The organism is Morganella morganii, from assembly GCF_041099235.1.
GTDB classification, from domain to species: domain Bacteria; phylum Pseudomonadota; class Gammaproteobacteria; order Enterobacterales; family Enterobacteriaceae; genus Morganella; species Morganella morganii_E.
Genome location: NZ_JBFZSO010000003.1, coordinates 33,752 through 59,357, shown reverse-complemented (window position 1 = coordinate 59,357; position 25,606 = coordinate 33,752). Strand labels below are relative to the sequence as shown.

Below are 25,606 nucleotides of genomic sequence, written 5' to 3'. Positions count from 1 at the left end.
ACCTGTTATTCCAGTAAGGTGTGGAACGGAAGCTGAATACGGAAGCATACATCCGCACCTTCAGAACCGATTAATATCAGTTCGCCGCCCATCCGGTTAATACAATCCCGGGCAATACTCAGTCCCAGCCCGCTGCCTTTGACAGCACCTTTGCGCTGAAGCGAGCCCTGATAGAACGGTTCGAAGATCATTTCCTGCTCTTCTTCCGGGATCGGCGTACCGGTATTGGCGACATCAATCTGTATATGCTGACCGGCTTTCCGGCTGGTAATCCGGATCTTACCCGATTCAGCGCCATAGTGTACCGCATTTGAGTAGAGATTATCGAGTACACGTGTTAATAAGACGGGTTCAGCCCAGACACTTGTTTCATCCAGAGCAAGGTCCGTAGTGATTTCTTTGCTTCTCGCCGGTAAGCTGTGGGCATTGACCACCTCATGCACTACCGTATCGAGGTTAACCCATTTGGCTTCAGTCGGGCTGTCCACCAGCGTGCGGTTATACTCCAGCAGCTGTTCAATCAGCACCTGTAAATGGCGGCTGCTTTCACTCAGTATTGATACCACATCTTTCTGATCCGCCGTCAGCGGCCCCGCGACTTCATCCGCCAGCAGTTCGGTACCTTCACGCATACTGGCCAGCGGGGTTTTCAGTTCATGGGAAATATGACGCAGGAATTCATGACGCTGGGATTCCAGCCAGTCGAGACGCTCACTCAGCCAGACAATCCGCAGTGCCAGCGAGCGCAGTTCTCTCGGACCGTTAAAATTATCAAGACGCTGAATCAGATTACGGCCTTCTCCCAGGCGGTTAACCATCCGTTCAATCACCTTCACCGGCCCGATAATCATCCGGGTAAACAGGATGATAAGCCCGGTGCTCAGAACAAACACCAGCAGGCTCTGCCAGCCGAACGACTGGCCTTTGCGGGCGATGGCATTCTGAAGTTCCTCACCGCGCCGGAAATTCGCCTCGCGGATAGCCTGCACCAGATCAGCATTACTGCGGGCAAAGGCTTCCAGATGAGTGGTCATCGCCGCGACCGGCTCACCGTTCTCACACTGCAGGACAGACAACTGTCCGAGACTGTTGGCGATATCATCAGTATAACGCGGATCCGGGGTGGATTGCTTCTGGCGGGCGAGATAGTCCTCATAGCGGAGATACTGTTTGTGCCAGACATTTTTCAGGGTTTCATTACCCAGCACACAGTACTGGCGGTAGCTGCGCTCCATTTCCAGCGCCAGGCTCGACATTTCCTCACTGCGCCGCGCATCCTGTACGGTTGAAATACTGATTTGCGCCGCCTGATTACTCAGCTCATCAAAACTCTGATACGCCTGCCATGCCAGTCCCAGCAACGGCAGCAATACCAGACAGAATGCCACCACTACCAGCTGACGCAGCGAGCGCGGAAATAATCGCCATTTTTTCAAGATTGTCATCTCTTAACCTGTTGTCATGTGCATGATGCTAACCGGATCCGGGATAAGAGAAAAGGATCAGGATGCATCTGTGCGAAAAAGAGAACAGAAAGAATGCAGGGAAGGTATAAAATGATGACGGGACGACAGTTTCCTGCCGTCCCGTCAGTGAGATTAAGGTGGTGCCTCACTCAACGTGTCGCCCTGTGTCTGATAAAGCTTGCGCAGTTATCGGTATTAACGGACGGTAGGCACCTTACTCTGGCATCATTCCCGGGCTTATGTGGCATGTTTCCGCCTTATTGCGGGCCGACATAAAAAATTGAATGAGCAACTGCAGGGGATATTGCAACTGCTGTGCCAACTTTGAAAAATAAATATCAACCAACTGTTATTAAAGAGAAAATATTTTCACCCCCTGATAAAAATAGTCCTGAATACCGTTATCAGTGCATTATCTTCCGGTTTATTCACTGTTTTACAAAAAAATGTCTCTGATTTGCGACAGTCTTTTTTGCTCTTTTTTACCCTCTTATATATCAGTAAGTTAAATGTCCCCTTTTGACGACACTCAAAAACCCTGTTGTCGTCGTTCTGTGACACACTGAGCATTTATACGGCAGAGAGATAAAAAAAACGGCGGGGATAACCCCGCCGCCGCGATGATAACTGAATGAAAAATCAGCCTAATTGTTTACGGGCATTACGGAAGATCCGCAGCCACGGACCGTCCTCACCCCAGTTCTCCGGATGCCAGGAGTTGCTGACAGTACGGAAAACTCGCTCCGGATGCGGCATCATAATAGTGGCACGACCGTCATCGGTCGTGACCGCCGTGATACCGTCCGGTGAACCGTTCGGGTTGGCCGGATAGCGTTCGGTGACCTGTCCGTAGTTATCCACATATTGCAGCGCCACCAGGCCGCGTTCCGTCAGTGCCTGCTGATGTGCCGCATCACGGAATTCCGCCAGCCCTTCGCCGTGAGACACTGCAATCGGCATCCGCGAACCGGCCATGCCGCTCAGCAGCAGAGACGGGCTTTGTGCCACTTCGACCAGACTGAAACGCGCTTCAAAACGTTCAGAGCGGTTACGGGTAAAGCGCGGCCATAAATCCGCCCCCGGGATCAGATCCCGCAGATTTGACATCATCTGACAGCCGTTACAGACCCCGAGTGATAAGGTATCCGGACGCGCAAAGAACTGTGCAAATTCATCCCGTACCTGCGGATTGAACAGAATCGATTTCGCCCAGCCTTCACCGGCACCCAGCACGTCCCCGTAAGAGAAGCCGCCGCAGGCAACCAGCGCCTGAAAACTGTCCAGCGGAAGATGCCCGTTCAGCAGGTCGCTCATATGCACATCGATGGCATCAAACCCGGCACGGTGGAAAGCAGCCGCCATTTCCACATGGGAGTTAACCCCCTGCTCACGCAGCACCGCGACTCGCGGACGCACACCTTTTACAATATACGGCGCGGCGATATCCTCATTCTGATCGAACGTCAGTACCACGTTGAGACCCGGGTCTGTCAGATCCTGTTTCGCTTCGTGCTCTTCATCCGCACAGGCCGGGTTATCGCGCTGACGCTGCATCTGCCAGGTGGTTTCCGCCCACATGATGCGCAGTTCACGGCAGGACTGATGATAGACTTCTGTATTGTGGCTGCGGACAATAAAATCATCCCCCGGTACAGCTTCACCGAGAACATGCAGCATATCTGCCAGCCCGGCATCGGTGAAGGCCTGCACTACGCCATCCAGATCCGCTTCACGCACCTGGAGCACAGCACCCGGCTCTTCGGTAAACAGCGCACCGAGGATATCCTCATCAAATGCACTGATATCCGCATTCACACCGCAGTGTCCGGCAAACGCCATTTCCGCCAGTGTAACAAACAGACCGCCGTCTGAACGGTCATGATACGCCAGCAGTTTTTCATCCCGCACCAGCGTCTGCGTGGTGTCAAAGAATGCGCGCAGCGCCTGCGGATTACGCAGATCCGCGCCTTTCTGTCCCAGCTGTCGATACACCTGAGCCAGCGCAGTTGCGCCGAGGGTATTACGGCCTTCCCCCAGATCCACCAGCAGCAGACGGTTCGCCACATCGCTCCGCAGTTGCGGCGTGACGGTCCGGCGTACATCATCCACACGGGCAAATGCGGTGATCACCAGCGACAGCGGCGAGGTCATCTCGCGCTCTTCGCCCTGCTCATTCCAGCGGGTTTTCATCGACATGGAATCTTTACCGACCGGGATAGTCAGGCCGAGCGCCGGACATAACTCCTCACCCACCGCTTTTACCGCCGCATATAACCCGGCATCTTCGCCCGGATGCCCGGCAGCCGCCATCCAGTTAGCGGATAATTTAATCCGCTTAATATCGCCAATCTGCACACCGGCAATGTTCAGCAGCGCTTCCGCCACCGCCATACGCGCTGAAGCGGCAAAATCAAGCAGTGCGACCGGCGCACGTTCACCGATGGACATTGCCTCGCCGTAGTAACTGTCGAGGCTGGCGGTGGTCACCGCGCAATCCGCCACCGGGATCTGCCACGGACCGACCATCTGATCGCGGGAAACCATACCGGTCACCGTACGGTCACCAATGGTGATCAGGAAAGTTTTTTCCGCCACCGCCGGTAAGTGCAGCACACGTTTAACCGCTTCATGCAGATTGATATCACGGCGGTCAATCGGTGTGCCATCCGCAGTCAGTGTGGTGACATCGCGGCGCATTTTCGGGGTTTTACCCAGCAGGATATCCAGCGGCATATCAATCGGCTGATTATCAAAATGGCGGTCATTCAGGATCAGGTCACGTTTTTCTGTCGCTTCACCAATCACCGCATACGGCGCGCGCTCGCGCTGACAGAGTGCCTCAAACAACGGCAGCTGCTCAGGCGAGACCGCCAGCACATAGCGCTCCTGGGATTCGTTACACCAGATTTCCAGCGGGCTCATGCCCGGCTCGTCACTGAGAATATCACGCAGCTCAAAACGTCCGCCGCGCCCGCCATCACTGACCAGTTCCGGCATGGCGTTGGACAGGCCGCCCGCACCCACATCATGGATAAACAGGATCGGGTTGTTATCACCCAATTGCCAGCAGGCGTCGATCACTTCCTGGCAGCGGCGTTCCATTTCCGGGTTATCGCGCTGCACAGAGGCAAAATCCAGATCCGCATCCGACTGACCGGATGTCATGGAGGAAGCCGCGCCGCCGCCCAGGCCGATATTCATCGACGGGCCGCCTAATACAACCAGTTTCGCGCCCGGCGGGATCTCCCCTTTCTGTACGTGGTCAGCACGGATATTGCCGATACCGCCCGCCAGCATAATCGGTTTATGGTAACCGCGCAGTTCCTCGCCGTTGTGGCTGCTGACTTTCTCTTCATAGGTCCGGAAATAGCCGAGCAGTGCCGGGCGACCGAATTCGTTATTAAATGCCGCGCCGCCGAGCGGGCCTTCGGTCATGATGTCATAGGCGCTGACAATGCGATCCGGTCTGCCGAAATCCTGCTCCCACGGCTGGGTAAAGCCCGGGATGCGCAGGTTGGAGACAGAAAACCCGGTTAATCCCGCTTTCGGTTTGGCACCGCGCCCGGTCGCACCTTCATCACGGATTTCACCGCCGGAGCCGGTTGCCGCCCCCGGCCACGGGGAAATGGCGGTCGGGTGGTTGTGAGTTTCCACCTTCATCAGGATATGAGTCTCTTCCTGATGATACTGATAGCTGCGCGCTTCCCCTTCAGGGAAGAAACGCCCGGCAGAGGAACCTTCCATCACCGCCGCATTATCTTTATACGCGGACAGCACATGATCCGGTGTCTGTTCGAAGGTGTTTTTAATCATCTTAAACAGGGATTTCGGCTGCTCTTCGCCATCAATCACCCAGTCAGCATTAAAAATCTTGTGACGGCAGTGTTCGGAGTTTGCCTGGGCAAACATATAGAGTTCCGCATCGGACGGATTGCGCCCGAGCCTGGTGAATGCATCCGCCAGATAATCAATTTCATCTTCCGCCAGCGCCAGCCCCAGCGAAATATTGGCTTTTTCCAGTGCCGCACGTCCCTGACCGGCGAGGTCAATAACGGTCAGCGGTGCCGGCTCATGACGGGCAAACAGTGCCTGTGCCTGTGACAGTTCGCTGAAAACCGTTTCTGTCATGCGGTCATGCAGCAGTGCACTCAGTTGCTGATGTTCATTCTCTGTCAGCCCTGTGGTAGTAATATAGTAGGCGATCCCCCGCTCCAGCCGGGTAACGGCTGACAGACCGCAGTTATGCGCGATATCCGTGGCTTTCGATGACCAGGGAGATAATGTTCCCGGGCGCGGCGTGACAAGAAACAGGATCCCTTCCGGCGCATGTTCCGCCAGCGACGGGCCGTAGCGGAGCAGTTGCTGTAATTTGGTGTGCTCATCGTCGGTCAGGGGTGCGGAAAGATCAGCAAAATGCACATATTCCGCATAGATGTTGGTCACCGGCAGGTGGTGTTCAGTGAACGCGCTGATAAATTTTGATACGCGAAACGCAGATAACACAGGTGAGCCACGCAAAATTTCCATAGTTGTCAGTTCTCTCTTTTTAACACGCAGAGCCATCGGCCCGGAGGGGAAACGGGCACATTATAGAGCAATACTGACGCAGACGAAACCGTTTGCGTGACGTTTTTTCCCGGGGGGATTTTTTCCGGATTTCAGCCCCGGAAAACGGAATAAAGTTGCACAGTGACAAAATGTTGAGCAAAATGTCCGATTACTGGAAATATAACCATGGTAATTTATGCCTCAGAATGAACTTTTTTGTGTAACCGGTGAGATGCGCCTTTGGTACATAAAAAGCTAAATTATGTCGTTATCGTCGTCGTCGCGCTGTTCGCTGCGGCGCTGATCGCCATCAATATCAGCTGGCCATCGCAGCAGCCGCAGCTCAACCGTATTCTCGCGCGGGGGGAACTGCGTGTCAGCGCGGTAGCATCACCGCTTATCAGCTTTAATAAGCAGGGACAGGCCAGCGGTTTTGATTACGAACTGGCGCAGCGTTTCGCGGACTACCTCGGTGTAAAACTGGTGGTGCGGGAACGCGACGGCGTCAATGACCTGTTCAGCGATCTTGCCAATAATGATGCCGATCTGCTCGCCGCAGGGCTTATCTATAATGAAGACCGCCTGGATACCGCGCTGAGCGGCCCGGCGTATTACACCGTCGCGCAGCAGCTTCTCTACCGCATGGGTAACAAACGTCCGCGGGATTTGGGTGATCTCGGCTCTCCGGTCTGGGTCACAGCCGGCAGTGCTCACGCCCGTCTGCTCCGCCAGCTCAAAGCGGATAAATATCCGGATCTGGATATCCGCGAAGTTGCCGATAAAAACAGCAGCCATCTGCTTCAGCGGCTGGCGAAAGGTGAGATTGATTATGTCGTCAGCGATTCTGTCAGCGTGGCACAGGAGCAGCATATTCATCCGAATGTCACGGTGGCCTTTGAGGTCACGGAAAACCAGCCGCTGACCTGGTATCTGAAGCGCAGCGAAGACAGCAGCCTGAACGCCGCCCTGCTGGATTTTTTCAACCAGACACGGGAAACCGACACTCTGGCGCGTCTGGAAGAGAAATATTTCAGCCACATGAATCAGTTTAATTATGTGGATACCAAAACCTTTATTAATGCCATCAACACCCAGCTGGCCACTTACCGCCCGCTGTTTGAAAAGTACGCAGGGAAAATGGACTGGCAGATCCTGGCGGCGATTGCCTGGCAGGAATCACACTGGAACCCGACCGCCACCTCACCGACCGGCGTGCGCGGCATTATGATGCTGACACGACCAACAGCGGATTTCTTCGGGATTGAAGATCGCCTGGACCCCGAACAGAGCATCAAGGGCGGCGGGACCTATATAAATTATCTGATGGACAAACTACCGGACTCCATCCCTGATGATGAAAAAATCTGGTTTGCCCTGGCCGCTTATAATATGGGCTACGGTCATATGCTGGATGTCCGCAAACTGACCGAGATGCAGGGGGCGGATCCGGACAGCTGGCTGGATGTGAAATCCCGTCTGCCACTGCTGAGCAAAAAAGCCTATTATCAGTCTCTGCCGTACGGCTATGCGCGCGGTTACGAAGCCTACCGCTATGTGGAGGGAGTGCGCCGTTACCAGCTCAGTTTACAGGGCTATCTCGATTTACATCAGGAAGAGCTGCTGTTACAGCAGCCGCAAGAAGAAACGGCAGAGATTCTGACCTCTGCCGCACCGGACTGATCACTCATTCTCTGTCTGCGGATTGTCCGCATGCTGTTTTTTCAGGGCTTTTTTCTCCGCACGGCGGCGGCGGAAAAATTCACTGAGCATAGCTGAACACTCCTCCCCCAGCACGCCCCCCGTCACTTCCATATAATGATTAAGACGCGGTAAGGTCAGCAAATCAATAAATGATCCCGCAGCACCGGTTTTCGGCTCTGCCGCGCCGTACACCAGACGTTTGATCCGGCTGTGGATCAGGGCCCCGGCACACATCATGCAGGGTTCGAGGGTGACATACAGTGTGGCATCGGTCAGACGATAATTTTCCAGCACCGCCCCGGCCCCGCGCAGCGTGACAATTTCAGCGTGGGCCGTCGGGTCATGGCTGAGGATCGGCTGATTAAAGCCACCGGCAATACGCTGATTATCTTTCACCAGCACCGCCCCGACCGGGATCTCCCCGGCCAGCGCCGCCTCTTCCGCCAGCGCCAGCGCCTGCCTCATCCAGAATTCATCATTATTATAAGGTGTTGTACTGTCAGTCACGTGAATACCTGCTTGTTTAAAATCAGGCACAGTATAGCGTCACTTTCAGCAGACAGGCAGTGTCTTTACGCCGTAAACAGCGCCAGTTTGGCGGCAAATCCCATGAAAAACAGCCCGATGGTACTGTTACCCACTTTTGCCGCCTGCTTTTTGTGGCGGAAGAACTGCGATAACTTAGTGCCGCTGTAAATTAAAAAGGAGAGATACAAAAAGCTGACCGTTTCCAGAATCAGCGCCAGCACACCATAACTCACCGCAGGATGAGAATAATTAAAATCAATAAACTGGATAAAGAAAGAGACATAAAACAGAATCGCTTTCGGGTTTGTCAGACTCAGGATCAGCGCTTTATTAAAGGCATTTTCCGCTTTCAGCGGTTTATCCTCATGATGCCCCTTCTTCTGCATAAAAGTGGCATAGAGGATTTTCAGTCCCAGATACAATAAATATGCAGCACCGAGGTAACGCACGGCGGTAAATAAAGCCGGAGAGGCTTTAATCACTGAGGCCACACCCAGAAATGACAACATGATCAGTACCGCATCACCGGTAAATACGCCCAGTGCGGCCTGATAACCTTTTTTATACCCGAATGTCGCACTGGATTTAAGGACATACAGCGAGTTCGGCCCCGGCACAAGAATAATAAAAATAACGCCGATAATATAAGTACCGATATTCAGTATGCCCAGATTTTCAAACATAACGCCTCCGTGGTGTGTGCAAATTTGCTGCTGTTTTTTATTATTTTGTGTTCAGATTAATAAATCACAAAACAGATGCCACGGATATACCCACTCTGTTATAAGGTTATTTTCCCGTTTTCCTGCGGCATTTTGCGGCGGCGGGGATAAAATATCAGGATAAATACCCATACTGCCGATAATGCTGCGCCTGCCATTGCCAGATTAAATCCGCCCGCAAAGGCGTCATAAACCGTATTCTGCACTGCAGCCGTCAGTTCTCCGCTCTGTGCACCGGTGATAATCTGCTCTGCGGACGGCAGCTGACGGTACTGCGCAATACTGACCGCCCGCTGTATCATCAGTGTGCCGAGCAGTGCCACCCCCAGCGTCATACCGGTCTGGCGCATCATATTCAGTGTCGCCGATGCCACGCCGGAACGCGCCGGGTCAGCAGCATGCATAATCAGCGCCCCGGTGGCGGGAATCGATAACCCCATACCAGTGCCGAGCATAAACAACATCAGCCCGGTCAGCGTATACGGCGTATACGGTGTCAGCAGAGTCATCAGCCCGCAGGATGCTGCGGTCAGCAGCAGACCGGTACCGAGGATCAGCCGGATACTCAGTTTGCGGGCGATCCGTCCGAAAGAGAATGCAAACAGCGCCATCGCGATAAATTCCGGCGACATCCGCCATCCCGCCTCCAGTGCATTCCAGCCCTGCGCTTTCTGTAAAAACAGGGCGATAAAAAACACATTGGTGTAAGCCGCAAAACCAATCACAAACGAGGCCAGATTATAGTGCAGATACTCGCGGCGTCTGAAATCCGCCAGCGGCATCAGCGGTTTTGCCACCCGGTTTTCAGTGTACAGAAATAATAAAAGAAAAATAATACCTCCGGTAACAGTAAACAGCGTCAGCGGATGCAGCCAGCCATGAATACCCGCCTCTGTCAGCCCGTACGTCACACAGCCCAGCGCTGCGATACTCAGCACCTGTCCTGCCGGGTCAAACGCTGCTTTCTCCGGGTCTGCACTTTCGCGGATACCGTACTGCCCGAGCAGAAACGTGATTATCCCAACCGGAATATTGATCAGAAAAATGCCTTCCCAGCCGGTGGTATGCACCAGTACACCGCCAAGGATAGGCCCGGTAATCAGTGACAGCGCACTGACCGATGACCAGATACCAATCACACGGATACGCTGCTGATTATCCGCAAAGGTATGTGTGATCAGCGACAATGCGCCGGGGATCAGCAGTGCTGCCGCGATTCCCTGTACCACCCTCCCCGCCAGCAACAGCGGCAGTGTATCCGCCAGCGCACAAAGCAGTGAGCCGACAGTAAAAATCAGCACACCCGCCAGCCACATCTTTTTGCGCCCGTAACGGTCACTCAGCGGACCGGCTGACAGGATCAGGGCGGATAAACACAATGCATAAGCATCTATCAGCCACTGCAATGACACCATCGGCGCATCCAGATCATGCTGAATGGCCGGCAGTGCCACATTCACAATACTGATATCCAGCGTTGCCATAAAAGTGCCCAGGCAAATCGCGGTGGTAAGGGCAAAATAACGAAGTCGGTTCATCGTGTTCTCCTTTCACAGAGGCAGAATACACATTGACCGACCGACGGTCAATTGAAATGAGAACGTATTTCATTTGCGTGTTTTTTTCGCCTTCATATCCCGGAAATGGCATAATCAGGGTTTTCCGTTATACAAGGCGCATTTATGACTCAGTCAGCAGAACAGAAACCCCGTTTTAAACCTGCCGACGTCCGGATCAATGAACTGATGGATGCCGCCGAATCACTGTTTCTCGAAAAGGGATTTGATGCCACTACAGTCAGTGATATTGTGGCGCGGGCCGGTGTCGCCAAAGGAACCTATTACCACTATTTTGCCGCCAAACCGGATATTTACGAGGCATTGCGCCACCGTTATATGGACTGGTTTTTGTCACAGACACAGCAGGCGATGGATGCCTGTACGGCGGGTGATGCGGACGCCAGACTGGCCGCCTGGTGTGACCGTTCTGTCACGGCCTATACTGAGAAACAGAAACTGCATGATGTCCTGTTCCATCAGGGGTTTCACCAGCAGGGCAATGACCATGAGAATGCCGTGCTGAATCAGCTGCTTGCCCTGATTGCGGAAGGTGAGAAGCACAGCCACTGGCGGGTGGCACATCCGGATATCACGGCCATGATTATTTATCACGGCATGCATGCAGCGGTGGATAGCCTGCCGCAATCCGGACAGTACACCGCACAGACGCTGGGCGGCGTGCTGTATGAACAGTTTCTGCGCTTTCTGAAAGGCTGACCACCCCGGATAAAAAAAGCCCGGTCGCAGCCGGGCTTTTCACACTCTGTTGTTTATACAGATAAAAATCAGCGTAATGTTTCATCCGCACGCAGAGTTAACACTTCATAGCCGGTCGCGGTCACCAGAATGGTGTGCTCGGACTGCGCAGATAATTTTTTATCCCGCGTCACCACCGTCCAGCCATCTTTTTTGGTTTTAATTTTTGCGCCGCCCTGGTTAATCATCGGCTCGATAGTAAAGGTCATCCCCTCTTTCAGTTCCGTTCCTTTACCGCGCACACCATAGTGCAGCACCTGCGGGGCTTCATGCATCTCACGGCCGATGCCGTGACCGCAATACTCACGCACCACGCTGTAACCGCGTGACTCGGCATAATGCTGAATAGCAGAACCGATATCCCCCAGCGTCGCGCCCGGTTTCACCTGCTGAATACCTTCCCACATGGCATCATAGGTGGTTTTCACCAGTTTACGGGCCAGCGGTGACGCTTCAGGCATCACATACATTTTACTGGAATCGGCAATAAAGCCGTTCTTTTCCAGAGTGATATCCACGTTAATGATATCTTTGTCTTTCACCAGTTCGTCCGCTTTCGGAACGCCATGGCACACCACTTCATTCAGCGAGGTATTCAGCACATACTGAAACCCGTACTGCCCTTTACTGGCAGGGCGTGACTGAAGGGTATTCACAATATAATCTTCAACTTTGTCATTAATCGCCAGCGTGGAAACACCCGGTTTAATGAAATCGTCCAGCATGGCAAAAACGCTTGCCAGCAGACGGCCTGATTCCCGCATCAGCTCAATTTCTTCAGGTGTTTTTATAACGATACTACTCATGCTGTTCTCCTTTCCGGCTGACAGATTCTTTTTCCAGCATTTCGCTGACAAGCATTGTGAAGGTTTTATCCGGATTCATTTCAGCCTGCATTCCGATTTTGATCCAGAATTCTGCCTGAGCATTGATAGAGCGCGACATCACTGTGCTCGCCCGGCGCAGATATTCATGTAATTCATCGGAGATTTTAACAATACCCACGTGAAATCCTTAACTGATAAACCATATATAAAACAGATATGGTTCATATAGTAGACCTCCCGCAAACGGGAATCAATCGCATCCTGCTTATTCAGCATAATCCGCAAAAAAAAACGCGGCACTGCTTAAGCATATGCCGCGCTGTTGCGCAGGAATAAAATTACCAGCAACCGCCGCGACGGTGATAACGGCCGTTATCATAATCATCGTTGTAACGGTATGACTGATTTCGGTTCTGCCGTGATTCCGCCCGGATTTTTTCGCTGAGTTTATCCAGGTCATTAATCAGTGCAGCGGCTTTATCATCCGTTTCCGCCACACCTTCATCATACAGCCGGTTGAGTTCGGCCCGTTTCTGACGGAATTCCTGTACTGCCTCAGAATTGTTATCAGAATAACGGTTGTGATAACCATTATTATACTGGTTATCACAGTACGGGCAGGCCATTGCCGCTGCGGAGAAGAAGAGCGGCAGTGCTGCCAGTACCGGGATCAAAATTTTTGCTTTCATCATTATGCTATCCGTAAAAGTACCTGTAATTCATCAGGTTGATGACCGCCGGATGATAGAGCAACATGCATAGCAGAAAGTGACAATTCGTGCGATCCGGTTCAGAAAACAAGCAGTCCCATTCCTCTTTTTACCTGGTCCAGCGTCTGCTGTGTCACCTCTTGCGCTTTTTCTGTCCCGCTGCGGATCACCGAGAGCAGATAAGGCTTATCCGCCATCAGCCGCGCCCGTTCCTCACGGATCGGTGCCAGCAGTGCCTGCAGGCATTCGTTCAGCACTGACTTACACTCTCTGTCACCTAACCCGCCCGCCTGATAACGGGCTTTCATCTCAGCAACCAGGGCTGTATCCGGATGAAACGCATCAAGATACGCAAACACCACATTGCCCTCAATCCGGCCGGGGTCAGACACCCGCAGATGCTGCGGATCGGTAAACATAGCATTGACGGCACGCGTCAGGTCATCCGCACTGACAGAGAGATTAATGGCATTTCCCAGTGATTTGGACATCTTACCGTTACCGTCAATCCCCGGCAGACGGCCGGTTTTACCTATTTCAGCACGGCAGTAAACCAGTAATTCCTGCCCGGTAATATGATTGATTTTGCTGACAATCTCATTGGTTTGTTCAATCATCGGCAGCTGATCTTCCCCGACCGGCACCAGATCAGCTTTAAACGCGGTGATATCCGCCGCCTGACTGACCGGATAGATCAGAAACCCCGCAGGCAGTGTACGGGAGAACTGCTTCTGAATGATTTCCTGTTTAACGGTCGGATTCCGCTCCAGCCGGGAAACGGTCACCAGATTGAGATACAGCAAAGTCAGTTCAGCCAGTGCGGGCAGCGCCGATTGCAGGCAAATCACCGAACAGGCGGGATCGATGCCTGCCGCCAGATAATCCGCCGCCACATCATAAAAATAACGGTTTACTTTTTCGGGTTGCGCACCGTTATCCGTCAGTCCCTGCATATCCGCCATCAGAATATATTGCACTGCAGAATGCTGGAGTGCGACCCGCTGTTGCAGCGAGCCGGTATAGTGTCCGAGGTGTAACGGCCCGGTGATACGGTCGCCGGTCAGAATAACGGATTGGGTGTGATGAACAGACATACGATTTCCTCTTTTATTGTGATCAGAGGCCGCCGGGGTGAATGCAATATGTCTGAAATGAAATCGCCGCACTCCGGCGGCGATTTTTGCAATTAAAACTGAATAACAAAACCGGCGCCGCACGTTGTGCGCCACCAGAAAGCATTGTGTGATAAACAGCCTGAAATTTTATTATTCATCATGCTGACAATGTACAACCTTTATATCTTATTACCAATCTTTTTTTGGCTGTGACGGATATTTTCATTTCTGCTGTTTTTATTTACATACTTTTTTCTTTGTCAGCACACCCCGGACAAAATGACAAATCATGACAATAAATCAGTTTTCTTTCATTGAGTTACCGGTTTTATCCGGTAGAATCAGTCAGTGAGAACACATTATGATTTATCACCCTCTGCCGGAGAATGTTTATCGGATCAGATTAAAGTTATATTAAGGAGAATATATGTTTTTACTGACACTCGGATTTATTATCTTATCCTGTCTGTTTGCCACCGTCATGAGCCCGAAATGGGATGATTAAATGAACGCAGACGTATTGTCTCTCTGAACGCCTTTCAGTGTTATATCAAAACTGAAAGGCGTTTTCATTTATGATTCCGTGCAATACCCTATTCTCCCTTTCCTTCCCGGCAAAAGCACATTTTCAGACTAATCACTTTTTGACTAATTCATATAATTTAACTATCTTTAAGATGTTACCAAGCTGAAAGTAACACCTGACGCCTCTGAACCGGTTTCATTTGTTCAGAGGCTTTTTTATTTTCTGCGAAAAACCCTGATCAGCATCCCGCCATTATATTGTATTTAATGAATAAATCATCCATCAATACATATACCCGGCCTGATACAAACCACTACGTGTAAATACTAAAAATAACCGTGAATACATTTTTATACTGTACATCTTCCGTACAGCGGCTATATTGATAAGCAGTTTTAATTAATTGATATTCACATTACTGATCTGCTCATGACTGTGCAGGTACACGTTCTGACATGATTTACCCGCACACTAACCTGTGCGGGTATTTTTTATTCCCCGGATGACGGACAGCAGCAGGATTTTTTACCTGTCAGTGCGGCTTCCTGCACCGGCGGACAAGCCACCGTGCCGTAAGAACAAAATACGCAGCAATCACCCTGAAGTGGTTTTAATAATGTATGGCAGTGCTCACATTCATAAAACCACTGACAGGCATTCACCGGCATCGTTTCTGTTTTTTCTGATCCGCAAACCGGACAACGCAGTGTCGACTGCAATTCAATTGCTGCTGAATTTTCCATTTCTTTATGCCTCTGATTATGGTGTGACATCGTATAAGACAACACCCGCCACCGGTTTCCCTGTAACGGCCTTGTGTTGTGTTTTTGTTTAGACAGCCTCCTTTATTATACACACATGAACTTTCCATACTGTTCATGATTATCATACCTATATCCTTTCCGCCCGGTCACATTTTGTGTCCGGGCTTTTTTTATTCCTTCCTCTTTCTTGCGGCCACAAAAAAAGGTCACCACAGTGACCTTATTTACTACCTTGCATCAGCGGGGAATTTTGACAATCCCGCCAATAAAAACACCGATGATAAACGGGAATACCCCAAAGCCGAGGCCGATTCCCCCGCCGATAATCAGCTTACCACCAGTTTTTTCCGGTGTTACCGGCGGAGAAACATCACCGGTTCCCGGCCGGAAAAAATCAGCGATTCCGCTGCCGCTGACAGCTTCACATTCATGAACAGATAATTCTTTCATACGGATATCCTTATCAATAAAAAAGTCATATAACGACATACCGGTTTACAGGTAAAGTCATGGTATGTGCATATATACTCCATATTATTTAAATATTAATCAAGAATTCATTTGTTATACCACAAAAAACAGAGAGTAATCCGTATATACCGGTATTCATGTTAACTAATCCGTAGTCTTATTTCTTATTCATAGCGATAATATAATCAGAAATTACCTATTACCACCCTCTTCAATAAAAAGTAATTCCATTATTTATCTTACAACTCAATTTTAATTACTGACTGTTATTAAATAACACATTACTTACACGGACTGAATCGTTCTTTATTAGCCTGAGACAGTGCCGATACTGCAAAATCTTTGGTTTTTTTCATCATACTGATCACTTTTCAGTACATCAGAGGCCAGAGTTTCAATATCGCTCCGGTTTGTTTTTTAGTATTTGATTGTGCCAGTACGGATGTGGCCAGTTTCTTTATCACAGGAGATGAATTTCTATGTCCCGGAACCCTGCCACCTGTGATATTAATTTATCAAATAACCGGGATTAATGACACCCGTTATTATTTACCAATGGAAATAAATAAAAAATAACAAGCATCATACCCCTTTACTTTATCCCTGTTTTTTCGCAGAAGAACAAAAATAAATTCCGGATATAATTAAAGCACCACTTAAAAAATGGAAACTGTGTAATTTTTCACTGAGGAAAAGAACACCAAAGAAACCGCCACTCAGCGGGATCAGGTGAGAGAAAATCTCCCCTCTTGTTGCGCCGATAGTCAGGATACCTTTATTCCACAGTAAGTATGAGAGCCATGACGGGAAAATAACCAGATAGGCAAGCCCGGATATAAACAGCGGCGAGGCATAGTTACCTATATTACTGATCTGAAAATCGTGTGAAAACAGGTAAATAATCAGTATCGGTAACATCATCAGGCTGCCGGTCACTGAGCTTATGGCCACAAATGCATTACCCTTTACCTCGCGGGGTTTCAGTCTTAAAAAAGCACAATATAACGCCCAACTGATGGCTGACCCCAGCGCCCACAAATCCCCTTTATTCAGATGACTGATCACTTCTGAAAAATTCAGATTACCTTTGAATATCAGATAAATCACACCTAACGTACTCAATAATACGCCGATATAATTTTTCCCCTGAATTTTTTCTTTAAACACCAGCGCATTGATCAGTAAAACAATTGACGGTGTTGCCGACATATAAATAGCAGCATTAAGCGCTGTGGTATATTGCAGACCGATATACAATGTGACGGGGAATAAAACCTGTCCGCATAACGACAGAAACAGAATTATCCCTTTTGCCTTTTTCATGAATTCCCACTGCTGTTTCACCTGACTGAAATACAGCGTCATCAGTAAAACCGCCGTCACCAGCCAGCGCAGTTGCGATAAAATCACCGGGTCTGCTTCTGTCACCAAAAGATGCCCGACAACATAGTTCCCGCCCCAGAAACACGCTGCCAGCGTTAAGAATAAATAAGGCATATCCCGCTCCAGCCTGGTTAATATTTATCCGACCGTAACATGGTGACCACAATGCAGGCTTGTTATTTATCAAAATAGTTGTGGGTTTTAAAATAATTTTTAATGGATGTGAGCCAGGGGGATAACCGGCTCCTCTCCGGGGTCAGGCGGTGCAGTACGTCATATTCAAACCGGTATGATTCTTCTTTTTCATTGACCAGCGCTTTCAGCCGCCCGAAGCGGTCGTAACGGAAGCCGAGACGGTGTCCCGCCGGGTATTGTAGCGGTAACGGGTGATACTGCCGCCCGGATCGGTCTGCTGAAGATAGTCCCCCTGTTCATCCCATACCAGCCGTGTGGCATGCCCCAGCGGATCCATATACAGGTGGATATCCCCTCTGGCATTTCAGGCGGCATAGTAAATAACGCCCTGACAACAGAACGATTTTATACCGTCGTGTAAGTATCCCGGAAAAAAGTCCCATTCACTTTCAGAGATCTTCATCCATACTGATATGTATCCTGAGGAGATCGCTATGCGCAACTGAACATCAGATTATCGCCGTTCTGAAATCCGTCGAAGCCGGACGGACAGTCAAAGATGTCTGCCGTGAAGCCGGTATATCCGAAGCCAGCTACTATAACTGGAAAGCCAAATACGGCGGGATGAACCGGTGATACAGGCGCTGACAGAGGCGGCAGAACGTTATCCCCGTTACGGGTTTAAAAAGCTGTTTCAGATCCTGCGCAGGCAGGGCAACGGGTGGAATCATAAGCGCGTTCACCGGATCTATTGTCTGCTGAAGCTAAACTTTCGCCGTAAAGGCAAACAACTCCAGTGCGTAGCTGTTAGTCTTTGTGTCAATCCATAAATCAAGTACATCAATAAGCTTTGTATATTTAACATCACAGAATACTTCTCTTGCCCCGAATGCAGACTTAATTTGTTTCAGACGACAACAGTAAGTACCAAAACTTCCCTCGCTAAGCTTATGACGTTTTACTTTCGCCTCCATATCCGCCTCATAACGCGCTAAGACGCCATGAACTGACTCAGCTGACAAACCCTCCCTGCCAATCTCGTGTGCTTTTTCACGGGCCATTGCCAGCGATAATTCAGGCCATTGACCCAGTTTACGTCCTTTAAGCTGCATCCCTTTAGGAAATTCGGCATAAATGGTAACCTTACCGCCACGGCTGAAATCGAGCCGCAAAAAATTGTCTCTTTCATACTTCGTTCTGCGCGATTTTTTGAGATAATTCAGGATAGAGACCGCAGCAGTAACACAAACTTTCATATCTGTATTGGTATAAGGCGGTTTGCAGGCTTCCCACCGCGCTGAAGCGGTTAAGTATTCGGTGTTTCCTGCCGAAACGGGTGTCTGCGTAACACAACGTGACATAAAATATCCTTATTTTGCAGTGAGTTATAGAGAGGTTCACAAACCAGGGTATTTTCAGGCAGGAGTAAAGGCTTGTGTTGCTGATTTGTGTTCCTGAAACAGGAAAACCAAGGTTATAATACTGGTTATATTTACAGAAACCGGTTAGATAGTAACGTATAAGTGCAAGATATAAGTTACTGAATTTTAAATAATTTATATGGTGATGGCGACTATGGCGTTACTGATTACCGAACGTTGCATAAATTGTGATATGTGCGAACCTGAGTGCCCTAATGAAGCAATTTCAATGGGGGATTCTATCTATGAAATTAATCCTGATTTATGTACTGAGTGTGTCGGGCATTATGATAAACCGACCTGCCAGTCAGTCTGTCCGATTACCAACACCATTATTATCGATCCTGAGCATACTGAAACACAAGAGATGCTGTGGGATAAGTTTGTGCTGATACATCACGCAGATAAGATTTAAGCGCAATGATGCGCCCGCAGACGGGCGCAATTTCAGGTGTTTGTTTCGAGAATAACCGTTGCACAAGCGTAATGGCGCTCGTCGGCAATAGAGACATGGTAGTGTGTGACTTCACGGGCGGCAGCCAGTTCTCCGGCATAGCCGAGAAAGGTCAGGTTAGGTTTGCCGAGTGAATCATTACTGACTTCAAACTGGTTAAACGCCAGCCCCTGACGGATCCCGGTGCCCAACGCTTTGGATGCCGCTTCTTTAACCGCAAACCGTTTGGCCAGAAAGCGCACCGGCTGTTTATGCTGCCGGTACACGTCCCATTCCGCGTCACTGAGGATCCGTTTTGCAAAGCGGTCACCGGAACGCCCGATAACCGCTTCAATACGACTTATTTCAACAATATCTGTACCAATGCCGACAATTGCCATTAACGACGGGCTTCCCGCAGCAGAGTTTTCATATCTGCAACAGCAGCAGCCAGTCCGCTGAAGACCGCACGGCCGATAATAGCGTGGCCGATATTCAGTTCATAAATCGCCGGCAGTGCTGCTACGCGCTGAACGTTGTGATAGTTCAGACCGTGTCCGGCATTCACTTTCAGGCCCTTACCAGCCGCATAGGCAACCGCATCTTTGATGCGGATAAATTCTTTATCTTCTTCCTGAGACGTTTCCGCGTCCGCATAAGCACCGGTGTGGATTTCAATAAACGGCGCGCCGACATCATCCGCAGCATCAATCTGGGTATGGTCAGGGTCAATAAACAGGGAAACTTTGATCCCGGCTTCAGTCAGGCGCTTCACCGCACGGGCGATTTTTTCTTTCTGACCGGCGACATCCAGACCGCCTTCTGTCGTTACTTCCTGACGCTTTTCCGGTACCAGGCAGCAGAATGCAGGTTTGATACGGCAGGCGATATCGACCATTTCGTCGGTGACCGCCATTTCCAGATTCATACGGGTCTGAATGGTTTGTCTCAGCAGTTCCACATCACGATCCGTAATATGACGGCGATCTTCGCGCAGATGCACGGTAATACCTTCCGCACCCGCCTGCTCTGCGACAAATGCCGCCTGAACCGGATCCGGATAGTTGGTGCCGCGTGCATTACGGACAGTTGCAATGTGGTCAATGTTTACACCCAATAAAACTTCACTCATTTTTTATCATCCTCCGGGTAACTTTTGTTATTCAGTTTAACCTTTTTCAGACGAAGAGGAACCACCGCGGCCATTTTCTTTTGAAACCAACGGCGGGCGCACAAATTGACGAAATAATTCGCGGCTTTTCAATGGCTTTCCGCCAAGATAGGGTTTTAAGGCAATGCGGGTGAAGCGTTTAGCGGCACGTAAAGTTTCCGCATCCGGGAATTCCCGGGCGGCAAGTGCTTTCAGTTCGCGACCGGTGAAACTGCTGTTATCCACCACCAGGCTGGCGATAAAGCCTTTTTCCTCGCGGTAGCGGTAGGTCATGGTGTCAGAGACTTCCTGCCCGCTGCCTGCACAGTGAAGAAAATCCACGCCGTAACCGATATGGTGCAGCAACGCCAGCTCAAACTGACGCAGTGCCTGTTCCGGTGTGGTATCGCTGGCCGCGAGATACTGAAGGCAGCGCAGATAATCAAAAAACAGAGCGGAATAGGTAACGCCGTTAGCCAGCACACGGGAGAGCAGCTCATTGATATACAGGCCGCTGTAAAGGACGGTACCGCTCAGAGGTAATGCGAGAGAAATAGGATCCGCATCGCGCAGGGTTTTCAGTTCCCCGCGCCCGCCCCAGCGGATCAGCAGCGGCGTAAAGGGCTGTAATGCCCCTTTGAGACCGGAACGGCGGCGGCGCGCCCCTTTCGCCAGCAGACGCTGCCGCCCTTCCTGTTCAGTGAATACATCCAGCATCAGGCTGGTTTCACTGTAAGGGCGACTATGGAGTACAAATGCGCGCTGCCAGCCGTCCATTATTGCGTTACTTCAGGTCGTCAACATAACCCAGGCTGCGCAGTGCCCGTTCGTCATCGGCCCAGCCGGCTTTGACTTTCACCCACAGTTCGAGATGAACACGGGCATCGAACAGACGTTCCATATCAATACGGGATTCGGTCCCGATTGTTTTGATACGGCTGCCTTTGTTGCCGATAACCATTTTTTTCTGGCCTTCGCGCTCAACGAGGATCAGACCGTTGATCTGAAATACGCCGTTGTCCTGGACAACAAACTGCTCGATTTCCACCGTTACTGAGTACGGCAGTTCATCACCGAGGAAACGCATCAGTTTTTCACGGATGATTTCAGAGGCCATGAAACGCTGCGAGCGGTCAGTGATGTAATCTTCCGGGAAGTGGAACGGCGCCTGCGGAATGTGCTGACGCACGATGTTCGCAATGGTATCGACGTTCATTTTCTTCTCGGCACTGAGCGGCACTACGTCGAGGAAATCCATCTGCTGGCTGAGGAACGCAATATGCGGCAGCAGTTTGGTTTTGTCTTCCACGTTGTCCACTTTGTTGATAGCAAGCAGCACCGGGCAGCGCAGAGAGCGGACTTTGTTCAGTACCATCTCATCATCCGGTGTCCAGTTAGTGCCTTCAACCATAAAAATCACCAGCTCAACGTCACCGATGGAGCTGCTGGCCGCACGGTTCATCAGGCGGTTGATCGCCCGTTTTTCCTCAATATGCAGCCCGGGGGTATCCACATAGATAATCTGGTAATTATCCTGTGTATCGATCCCCATAATGCGGTGCCGCGTGGTCTGCGGTTTCCGCGAGGTAATAGAGACTTTCTGACCCAGTAACTGGTTCAGTAAGGTGGATTTGCCCACATTGGGACGTCCGACTATCGCGACAAAGCCGCAATAGGTGTTTTCTTCGCTCATTCAAGCTCCAACAAAATTAATGCTTGTTCCGCCGCGGCCTGTTCGGCTTTCCGGCGGCTGGAACCGGTTCCTTTTACCGGCTGTTCAACACCGCTGATTTGGCAGTGAATGGTGAACTCCTGATCGTGAGCTTCACCTTTTACCTGAACAACCAGGTAGTTCGGCAGAGGCAGATGCCGCCCCTGAAGGTATTCCTGTAACCGGGTTTTCGGGTCTTTTTGTTTATCCCCGGGCGAGATTTCGTTCAGTCTGGATTCATACCAGCTGAGGATAATCCGCTCAATTGTCTGAATATCACTGTCGAGAAAAATCCCGCCAATCAGGGCTTCGACAGTATCCGCGAGGATCGATTCACGGCGGCTGCCACCGCTTTTCAGCTCCCCGGGCCCCAGGCGCAGACATTCGCCGAGGTTAAATTCGCGGGCCAGTTCCGCCAGGGTATTTCCGCGCACCAGCGTGGCGCGCATCCGGCTCATATCCCCTTCATCCACTTTCGGGAAGCGGTGATATAAATCATTGGCAATAACAAAACTTAAAATAGAATCGCCGAGAAATTCCAGGCGTTCGTTATGTTTGCTGCTGGCACTGCGGTGAGTGAGTGCCTGCATTAATAAGTCCTGACGGGTAAAAGTATAGCCGAGTTTTCGCTGCAGCTGGTTTATCACTATCGGGTTCATGTGCGACCAAAAATTAGGATGTTTATAAAACGCACACGCAACAGACCTGTAGCCGCGAAAAGCCGCGATACAAAACTGTTGCGTTTGCACTGGCTCCCCGTATACCGGGGAGCCAATCATTTTGCGGGGCATATTCTACACTGTGATTACAGGTAATGCTCAGCAAATTCTGTTTTTTCTATTCTATCCGTCCGAAACGGCTCAGGCGCAGACCGGTAGGCCATTCACCTTCCTGTTTTTCAAGGCTTAACCAGATAAAGCTGGCACGGCCGACCAGGTTTTGTTCAGGCACAAATCCCCAGACGCGGCTGTCCGCACTGTTATCACGGTTATCACCCATCATAAAGTAATGCCCTTCCGGTACCACCCAGGTGTATTCCGGTAATCCCGGCTGACGGAACAGACGCTGCCCGCTGATGCTGTCCGGGGTGATTTCCGGAACAGTCAGAATATGGTGAGCCACCGGCCCCAGGTTTTCAATCCGTTCCGCCTGACGACGATAACCGACTTCCATATCATCTTCGATCGGGAACTGACGGGCACCGCCGCTCATAAAGGAGCCGCCCAGCGGGGATTTTTCCCAGCGGATAGCCCACTCGCTTTCATATTCCTGACCATAAGTAACCGGCAGAGTTTCACAACCGCTCTGGTCTTTGGTGCAGCCCGGATAGACCTGTAACTCTTTGGCATACGGGTCATAAACGACTTTATCGCCCGGCAGACCAATCACACGTTTGACATAATCGACACGCGGATCCTCCGGATATTTAAACACGACAATATCACCGCGCTTCGGCTCCCCGGTTTTAATCAGGGTGGTCTGCGTGATCGGGTCTTTTAACCCGTAGGCATATTTTTCCACCAGCATAAAGTCGCCGATTAACAGTGTCGGCATCATGGACCCGGACGGGATCTGAAACGGCTCATAAATAAATGAGCGCACAATCAGGACAATCGCCAGCACAGGGAACAGGGATGCAGTACCTTCCACCCAGCCCGGTTTGGCCACAGTCTCAGCCAGATGTGCCTGATCCATGGTTCCTTCAGTCAGCTCCGCCATGCGCGCCAGTTTTTTCTTACGGGCCGGCTGAATTTTAAATTTATTCACCGCCCAGATGATCCCGGTAACCAATGTTGCCAGGGTCAGGATCAGCGCAAAGGTGTTCGCCATTATGTCTCCTTACAACCTGCTGAATGTTTAATCTTTGCCGACATGGAGAATGGCTAAAAACGCTTCCTGTGGTAACTCAACATTACCAACCTGCTTCATGCGTTTCTTACCGTCTTTCTGTTTCTGCAACAGTTTCTTCTTACGGCTCACGTCACCGCCGTAGCATTTCGCCAGGACGTTTTTACGTAACTGTTTTACTGTTGAACGCGCAATAATATGCATACCGATGGCAGCCTGGATTGCGATATCAAACTGCTGACGCGGGATCAGATCTTTCATCTTCTCCACCAGTTCACGGCCGCGGTACATGGAGTTATCACGGTGTGTAATCAGTGCCAATGCGTCAACCCGCTCACTGTTGATAAGGATATCAACACGCACCATGTCAGACGCCTGGAAACGTTTAAAGTTGTAATCCAGTGATGCATAGCCGCGTGAGGTAGATTTCAGACGGTCGAAGAAATCAAGCACGACTTCTGCCATCGGGATTTCATAGGTCAGAGCAACCTGATTACCGTGATAAACCATGTTGGTCTGCACACCGCGTTTCTCAATACACAGGGTAATCACGTTACCGAGGTACTGCTGCGGCAGCAGCATATGACATTCCGCGATCGGTTCGCGCAACTCTTCAATATTGTTAAGCGGCGGGAGTTTGGACGGGCTGTCAACATAGACGATTTCACCGCTGGTGGTTTCCACTTCATAAACAACCGTCGGCGCGGTGGTGATCAGATCAAGATCATATTCACGCTCCAGACGCTCCTGGATAATCTCCATATGCAGAAGACCCAGGAAACCGCAGCGGAAACCGAAGCCCAGCGCGGTAGAGCTTTCCGGCTCATAGAACAGGGAAGCATCGTTGAGGCTCAGTTTGCCGAGCGCATCACGGAAGGCTTCATAGTCGTCAGAACTGACCGGGAACAGACCCGCATAGACCTGAGGTTTGACTTTTTTAAAGCCCGGCAGCGGTTTATCCGCCGGTGCGCGTGCGCCGGTTAAAGTATCACCGACCGGCGCCCCGAGAATGTCTTTAATTGCACAGACCACCCAGCCGGCTTCACCGCATCTGAGGATATCTTTATCGACCTGTTTTGGTGTGAAGATCCCGAGGCGATCGGCGTTATACACCTGACCGGTGCTCATCACTTTGATTTTGTCGCCTTTGCGCAGTGTGCCGTTTTTAATCCGGATCAGAGACACAACGCCTAAATAGTTGTCAAACCAGGAGTCAATAATCAGTGCCTGTAACGGCGCATCAGGATCACCTTCCGGCGGCGGAATATCACGCACCAGGCGTTCGATCACATCGTTGACGCCCACACCGGTTTTTGCCGAGCAGCGCACGGCATCGGCCGCTTCAATCCCGACGATGTCTTCAATCTCTTCCGCCACCCGCTCCGGGTCGGCAGCAGGCAGGTCAATTTTATTGAGAACCGGGACAACTTCCAGGTTCATTTCCATCGCTGTATAGCAGTTCGCCAGTGTTTGTGCCTCAACACCCTGCCCCGCATCAACCACCAGCAGCGCTCCTTCACAGGCGGCCAGTGAACGGGAAACTTCATACGAGAAGTCAACGTGGCCCGGGGTATCGATGAAGTTGAGCTGGTACGTTTCACCATTCTGTGCGGTGTAATCCAGCGTCACGCTCTGGGCTTTGATGGTAATGCCGCGCTCACGTTCCAGATCCATTGAATCCAAAACCTGCGCCGCCATTTCACGGTCGGATAAGCCGCCGCAAATCTGAATAATGCGATCTGATAACGTGGATTTACCGTGATCGATATGAGCAATAATGGAAAAATTTCGGATATGGTTGATTTTCAAGATAAAATTCTTCTTTGTAATGC

At 50.7% G+C, this 25,606-nt stretch carries 24 protein-coding genes and 1 pseudogene; 4 read left to right on the top strand and 21 right to left on the bottom strand.

Going from position 1 to position 25,606, the window contains the following annotated elements:
* Positions 1 to 5: 5 nt before the first annotated feature.
* Positions 6 to 1,445 carry a sensor histidine kinase gene (locus AB7038_RS06285; protein WP_368888614.1) on the bottom strand — a complete coding sequence of 480 codons (1,440 nt, stop codon included), beginning with the start codon at positions 1,443 to 1,445 and terminating at the stop codon, positions 6 to 8.
* Between the two features lie 660 nt (positions 1,446 to 2,105).
* Positions 2,106 to 5,993 carry a phosphoribosylformylglycinamidine synthase gene (gene purL / locus AB7038_RS06280; protein WP_369452960.1) on the bottom strand — a complete coding sequence of 1,296 codons (3,888 nt, stop codon included), beginning with the start codon at positions 5,991 to 5,993 and terminating at the stop codon, positions 2,106 to 2,108.
* Between the two features lie 261 nt (positions 5,994 to 6,254).
* Here purL and mltF point away from each other — a divergent pair, with 261 nt between their 5' ends.
* The gene (gene mltF, locus AB7038_RS06275; RefSeq protein ID WP_368888616.1) at positions 6,255 to 7,694 is read left to right on the top strand and encodes a membrane-bound lytic murein transglycosylase MltF; all 1,440 of its coding nucleotides are present in this window, start codon (positions 6,255 to 6,257) and stop codon (positions 7,692 to 7,694) included.
* Here mltF and tadA read toward each other — a convergent pair whose 3' ends face one another.
* From tadA to AB7038_RS06260, 3 genes are all read right to left on the bottom strand, one after another.
* Positions 7,695 to 8,222, bottom strand: coding sequence for a tRNA adenosine(34) deaminase TadA (tadA, locus tag AB7038_RS06270; RefSeq protein WP_349418456.1), 528 nt, complete (start codon positions 8,220 to 8,222; stop codon positions 7,695 to 7,697).
* 65 nt (positions 8,223 to 8,287) lie between these two features.
* On the bottom strand, positions 8,288 to 8,926 hold the full coding sequence (gene leuE, locus AB7038_RS06265; protein WP_004236962.1) for a leucine efflux protein LeuE: 639 nt from the start codon (positions 8,924 to 8,926) through the stop codon (positions 8,288 to 8,290).
* Between the two features lie 98 nt (positions 8,927 to 9,024).
* Positions 9,025 to 10,503, bottom strand: coding sequence for an MFS transporter (locus AB7038_RS06260; RefSeq protein ID WP_369452959.1), 1,479 nt, complete (start codon positions 10,501 to 10,503; stop codon positions 9,025 to 9,027).
* Positions 10,504 to 10,647: 144 nt separating this feature from the next.
* Between AB7038_RS06260 and AB7038_RS06255 the strand changes: the two genes are divergently transcribed.
* Positions 10,648 to 11,241 carry a TetR/AcrR family transcriptional regulator gene (locus AB7038_RS06255; protein WP_368888618.1) on the top strand — a complete coding sequence of 198 codons (594 nt, stop codon included), beginning with the start codon at positions 10,648 to 10,650 and terminating at the stop codon, positions 11,239 to 11,241.
* A gap of 68 nt (positions 11,242 to 11,309) precedes the next feature.
* On the opposite strand, the gene map is transcribed toward AB7038_RS06255, so the two are convergent.
* The 8 genes from map to AB7038_RS06210 form a co-directional block, all read right to left on the bottom strand.
* Positions 11,310 to 12,086, bottom strand: coding sequence for a type I methionyl aminopeptidase (gene map / locus AB7038_RS06250; RefSeq protein ID WP_004236966.1), 777 nt, complete (start codon positions 12,084 to 12,086; stop codon positions 11,310 to 11,312).
* Positions 12,079 to 12,285, bottom strand: coding sequence for a ParD-like family protein (locus AB7038_RS06245; protein WP_004241949.1), 207 nt, complete (start codon positions 12,283 to 12,285; stop codon positions 12,079 to 12,081). The genes map and AB7038_RS06245 overlap by 8 nt, the downstream gene beginning before the upstream one ends.
* A gap of 160 nt (positions 12,286 to 12,445) precedes the next feature.
* Positions 12,446 to 12,799, bottom strand: coding sequence for a hypothetical protein (locus AB7038_RS06240; RefSeq protein WP_108657411.1), 354 nt, complete (start codon positions 12,797 to 12,799; stop codon positions 12,446 to 12,448).
* A 98-nt stretch (positions 12,800 to 12,897) separates the two neighbouring features.
* On the bottom strand, positions 12,898 to 13,911 hold the full coding sequence (trpS, locus tag AB7038_RS06235; RefSeq protein WP_369452958.1) for a tryptophan--tRNA ligase: 1,014 nt from the start codon (positions 13,909 to 13,911) through the stop codon (positions 12,898 to 12,900).
* A gap of 1,038 nt (positions 13,912 to 14,949) precedes the next feature.
* Positions 14,950 to 15,201, bottom strand: coding sequence for a GDCCVxC domain-containing (seleno)protein (locus AB7038_RS06230; RefSeq protein ID WP_072871683.1), 252 nt, complete (start codon positions 15,199 to 15,201; stop codon positions 14,950 to 14,952).
* A 258-nt stretch (positions 15,202 to 15,459) separates the two neighbouring features.
* Entirely contained in the window at positions 15,460 to 15,672 is a 213-nt protein-coding gene (locus AB7038_RS06225) for a hypothetical protein (protein WP_072871831.1), read from the bottom strand.
* Positions 15,673 to 16,290: 618 nt separating this feature from the next.
* Positions 16,291 to 17,190 (bottom strand): DMT family transporter, encoded by a 900-nt coding sequence (locus tag AB7038_RS06220; protein WP_369452957.1) that lies wholly within the window; start codon positions 17,188 to 17,190, stop codon positions 16,291 to 16,293.
* Positions 17,191 to 17,395: 205 nt separating this feature from the next.
* The gene (locus tag AB7038_RS06210) at positions 17,396 to 17,548 is read right to left on the bottom strand and encodes a hypothetical protein (RefSeq protein WP_440590459.1); all 153 of its coding nucleotides are present in this window, start codon (positions 17,546 to 17,548) and stop codon (positions 17,396 to 17,398) included.
* 143 nt (positions 17,549 to 17,691) lie between these two features.
* Between AB7038_RS06210 and AB7038_RS06205 the strand changes: the two are divergent.
* Positions 17,692 to 18,002: pseudogene (locus tag AB7038_RS06205) on the top strand (transposase); the annotation flags it as partial.
* On the opposite strand, the gene AB7038_RS06200 reads toward AB7038_RS06205, so the two are convergent.
* Positions 17,976 to 18,572, bottom strand: a complete 597-nt coding sequence (locus tag AB7038_RS06200) for a hypothetical protein (RefSeq protein ID WP_369452956.1) — start codon at positions 18,570 to 18,572, stop codon at positions 17,976 to 17,978. The pseudogene AB7038_RS06205 and the gene AB7038_RS06200 sit on opposite strands and share 27 nt — an antisense overlap.
* Positions 18,573 to 18,786: 214 nt before the next feature.
* On the opposite strand from AB7038_RS06200, the gene AB7038_RS06195 reads away from it, so the two are divergent.
* Complete coding sequence (locus AB7038_RS06195; protein WP_072870685.1) at positions 18,787 to 19,047, top strand: YfhL family 4Fe-4S dicluster ferredoxin; 261 nt, start codon at positions 18,787 to 18,789, stop codon at positions 19,045 to 19,047.
* A 32-nt stretch (positions 19,048 to 19,079) separates the two neighbouring features.
* Here AB7038_RS06195 and acpS read toward each other — a convergent pair whose 3' ends face one another.
* The 7 genes from acpS to lepA form a co-directional block, all read right to left on the bottom strand.
* Positions 19,080 to 19,466, bottom strand: coding sequence for a holo-ACP synthase (gene acpS / locus AB7038_RS06190; RefSeq protein WP_004236981.1), 387 nt, complete (start codon positions 19,464 to 19,466; stop codon positions 19,080 to 19,082).
* Entirely contained in the window at positions 19,466 to 20,197 is a 732-nt protein-coding gene (gene pdxJ / locus AB7038_RS06185; protein ID WP_024473957.1) for a pyridoxine 5'-phosphate synthase, read from the bottom strand. Before pdxJ ends, acpS begins: the two co-directional genes overlap by 1 nt.
* A 36-nt stretch (positions 20,198 to 20,233) precedes the next feature.
* Complete coding sequence (gene recO / locus AB7038_RS06180; RefSeq protein WP_126323933.1) at positions 20,234 to 20,992, bottom strand: DNA repair protein RecO; 759 nt, start codon at positions 20,990 to 20,992, stop codon at positions 20,234 to 20,236.
* Between the two features lie 7 nt (positions 20,993 to 20,999).
* A complete protein-coding gene (gene era, locus AB7038_RS06175; RefSeq protein WP_004236984.1) occupies positions 21,000 to 21,908 on the bottom strand; it encodes a GTPase Era in 909 nt (302 codons plus the stop codon).
* Positions 21,905 to 22,585 (bottom strand): ribonuclease III, encoded by a 681-nt coding sequence (gene rnc / locus AB7038_RS06170; RefSeq protein WP_004236985.1) that lies wholly within the window; start codon positions 22,583 to 22,585, stop codon positions 21,905 to 21,907. Before rnc ends, era begins: the two co-directional genes overlap by 4 nt.
* A 178-nt stretch (positions 22,586 to 22,763) precedes the next feature.
* The gene (gene lepB, locus AB7038_RS06165) at positions 22,764 to 23,756 is read right to left on the bottom strand and encodes a signal peptidase I (protein ID WP_072870690.1); all 993 of its coding nucleotides are present in this window, start codon (positions 23,754 to 23,756) and stop codon (positions 22,764 to 22,766) included.
* 27 nt (positions 23,757 to 23,783) lie between these two features.
* Positions 23,784 to 25,577 (bottom strand): translation elongation factor 4, encoded by a 1,794-nt coding sequence (gene lepA, locus AB7038_RS06160; RefSeq protein WP_368888827.1) that lies wholly within the window; start codon positions 25,575 to 25,577, stop codon positions 23,784 to 23,786.
* Positions 25,578 to 25,606: the final 29 nt, after the last annotated feature.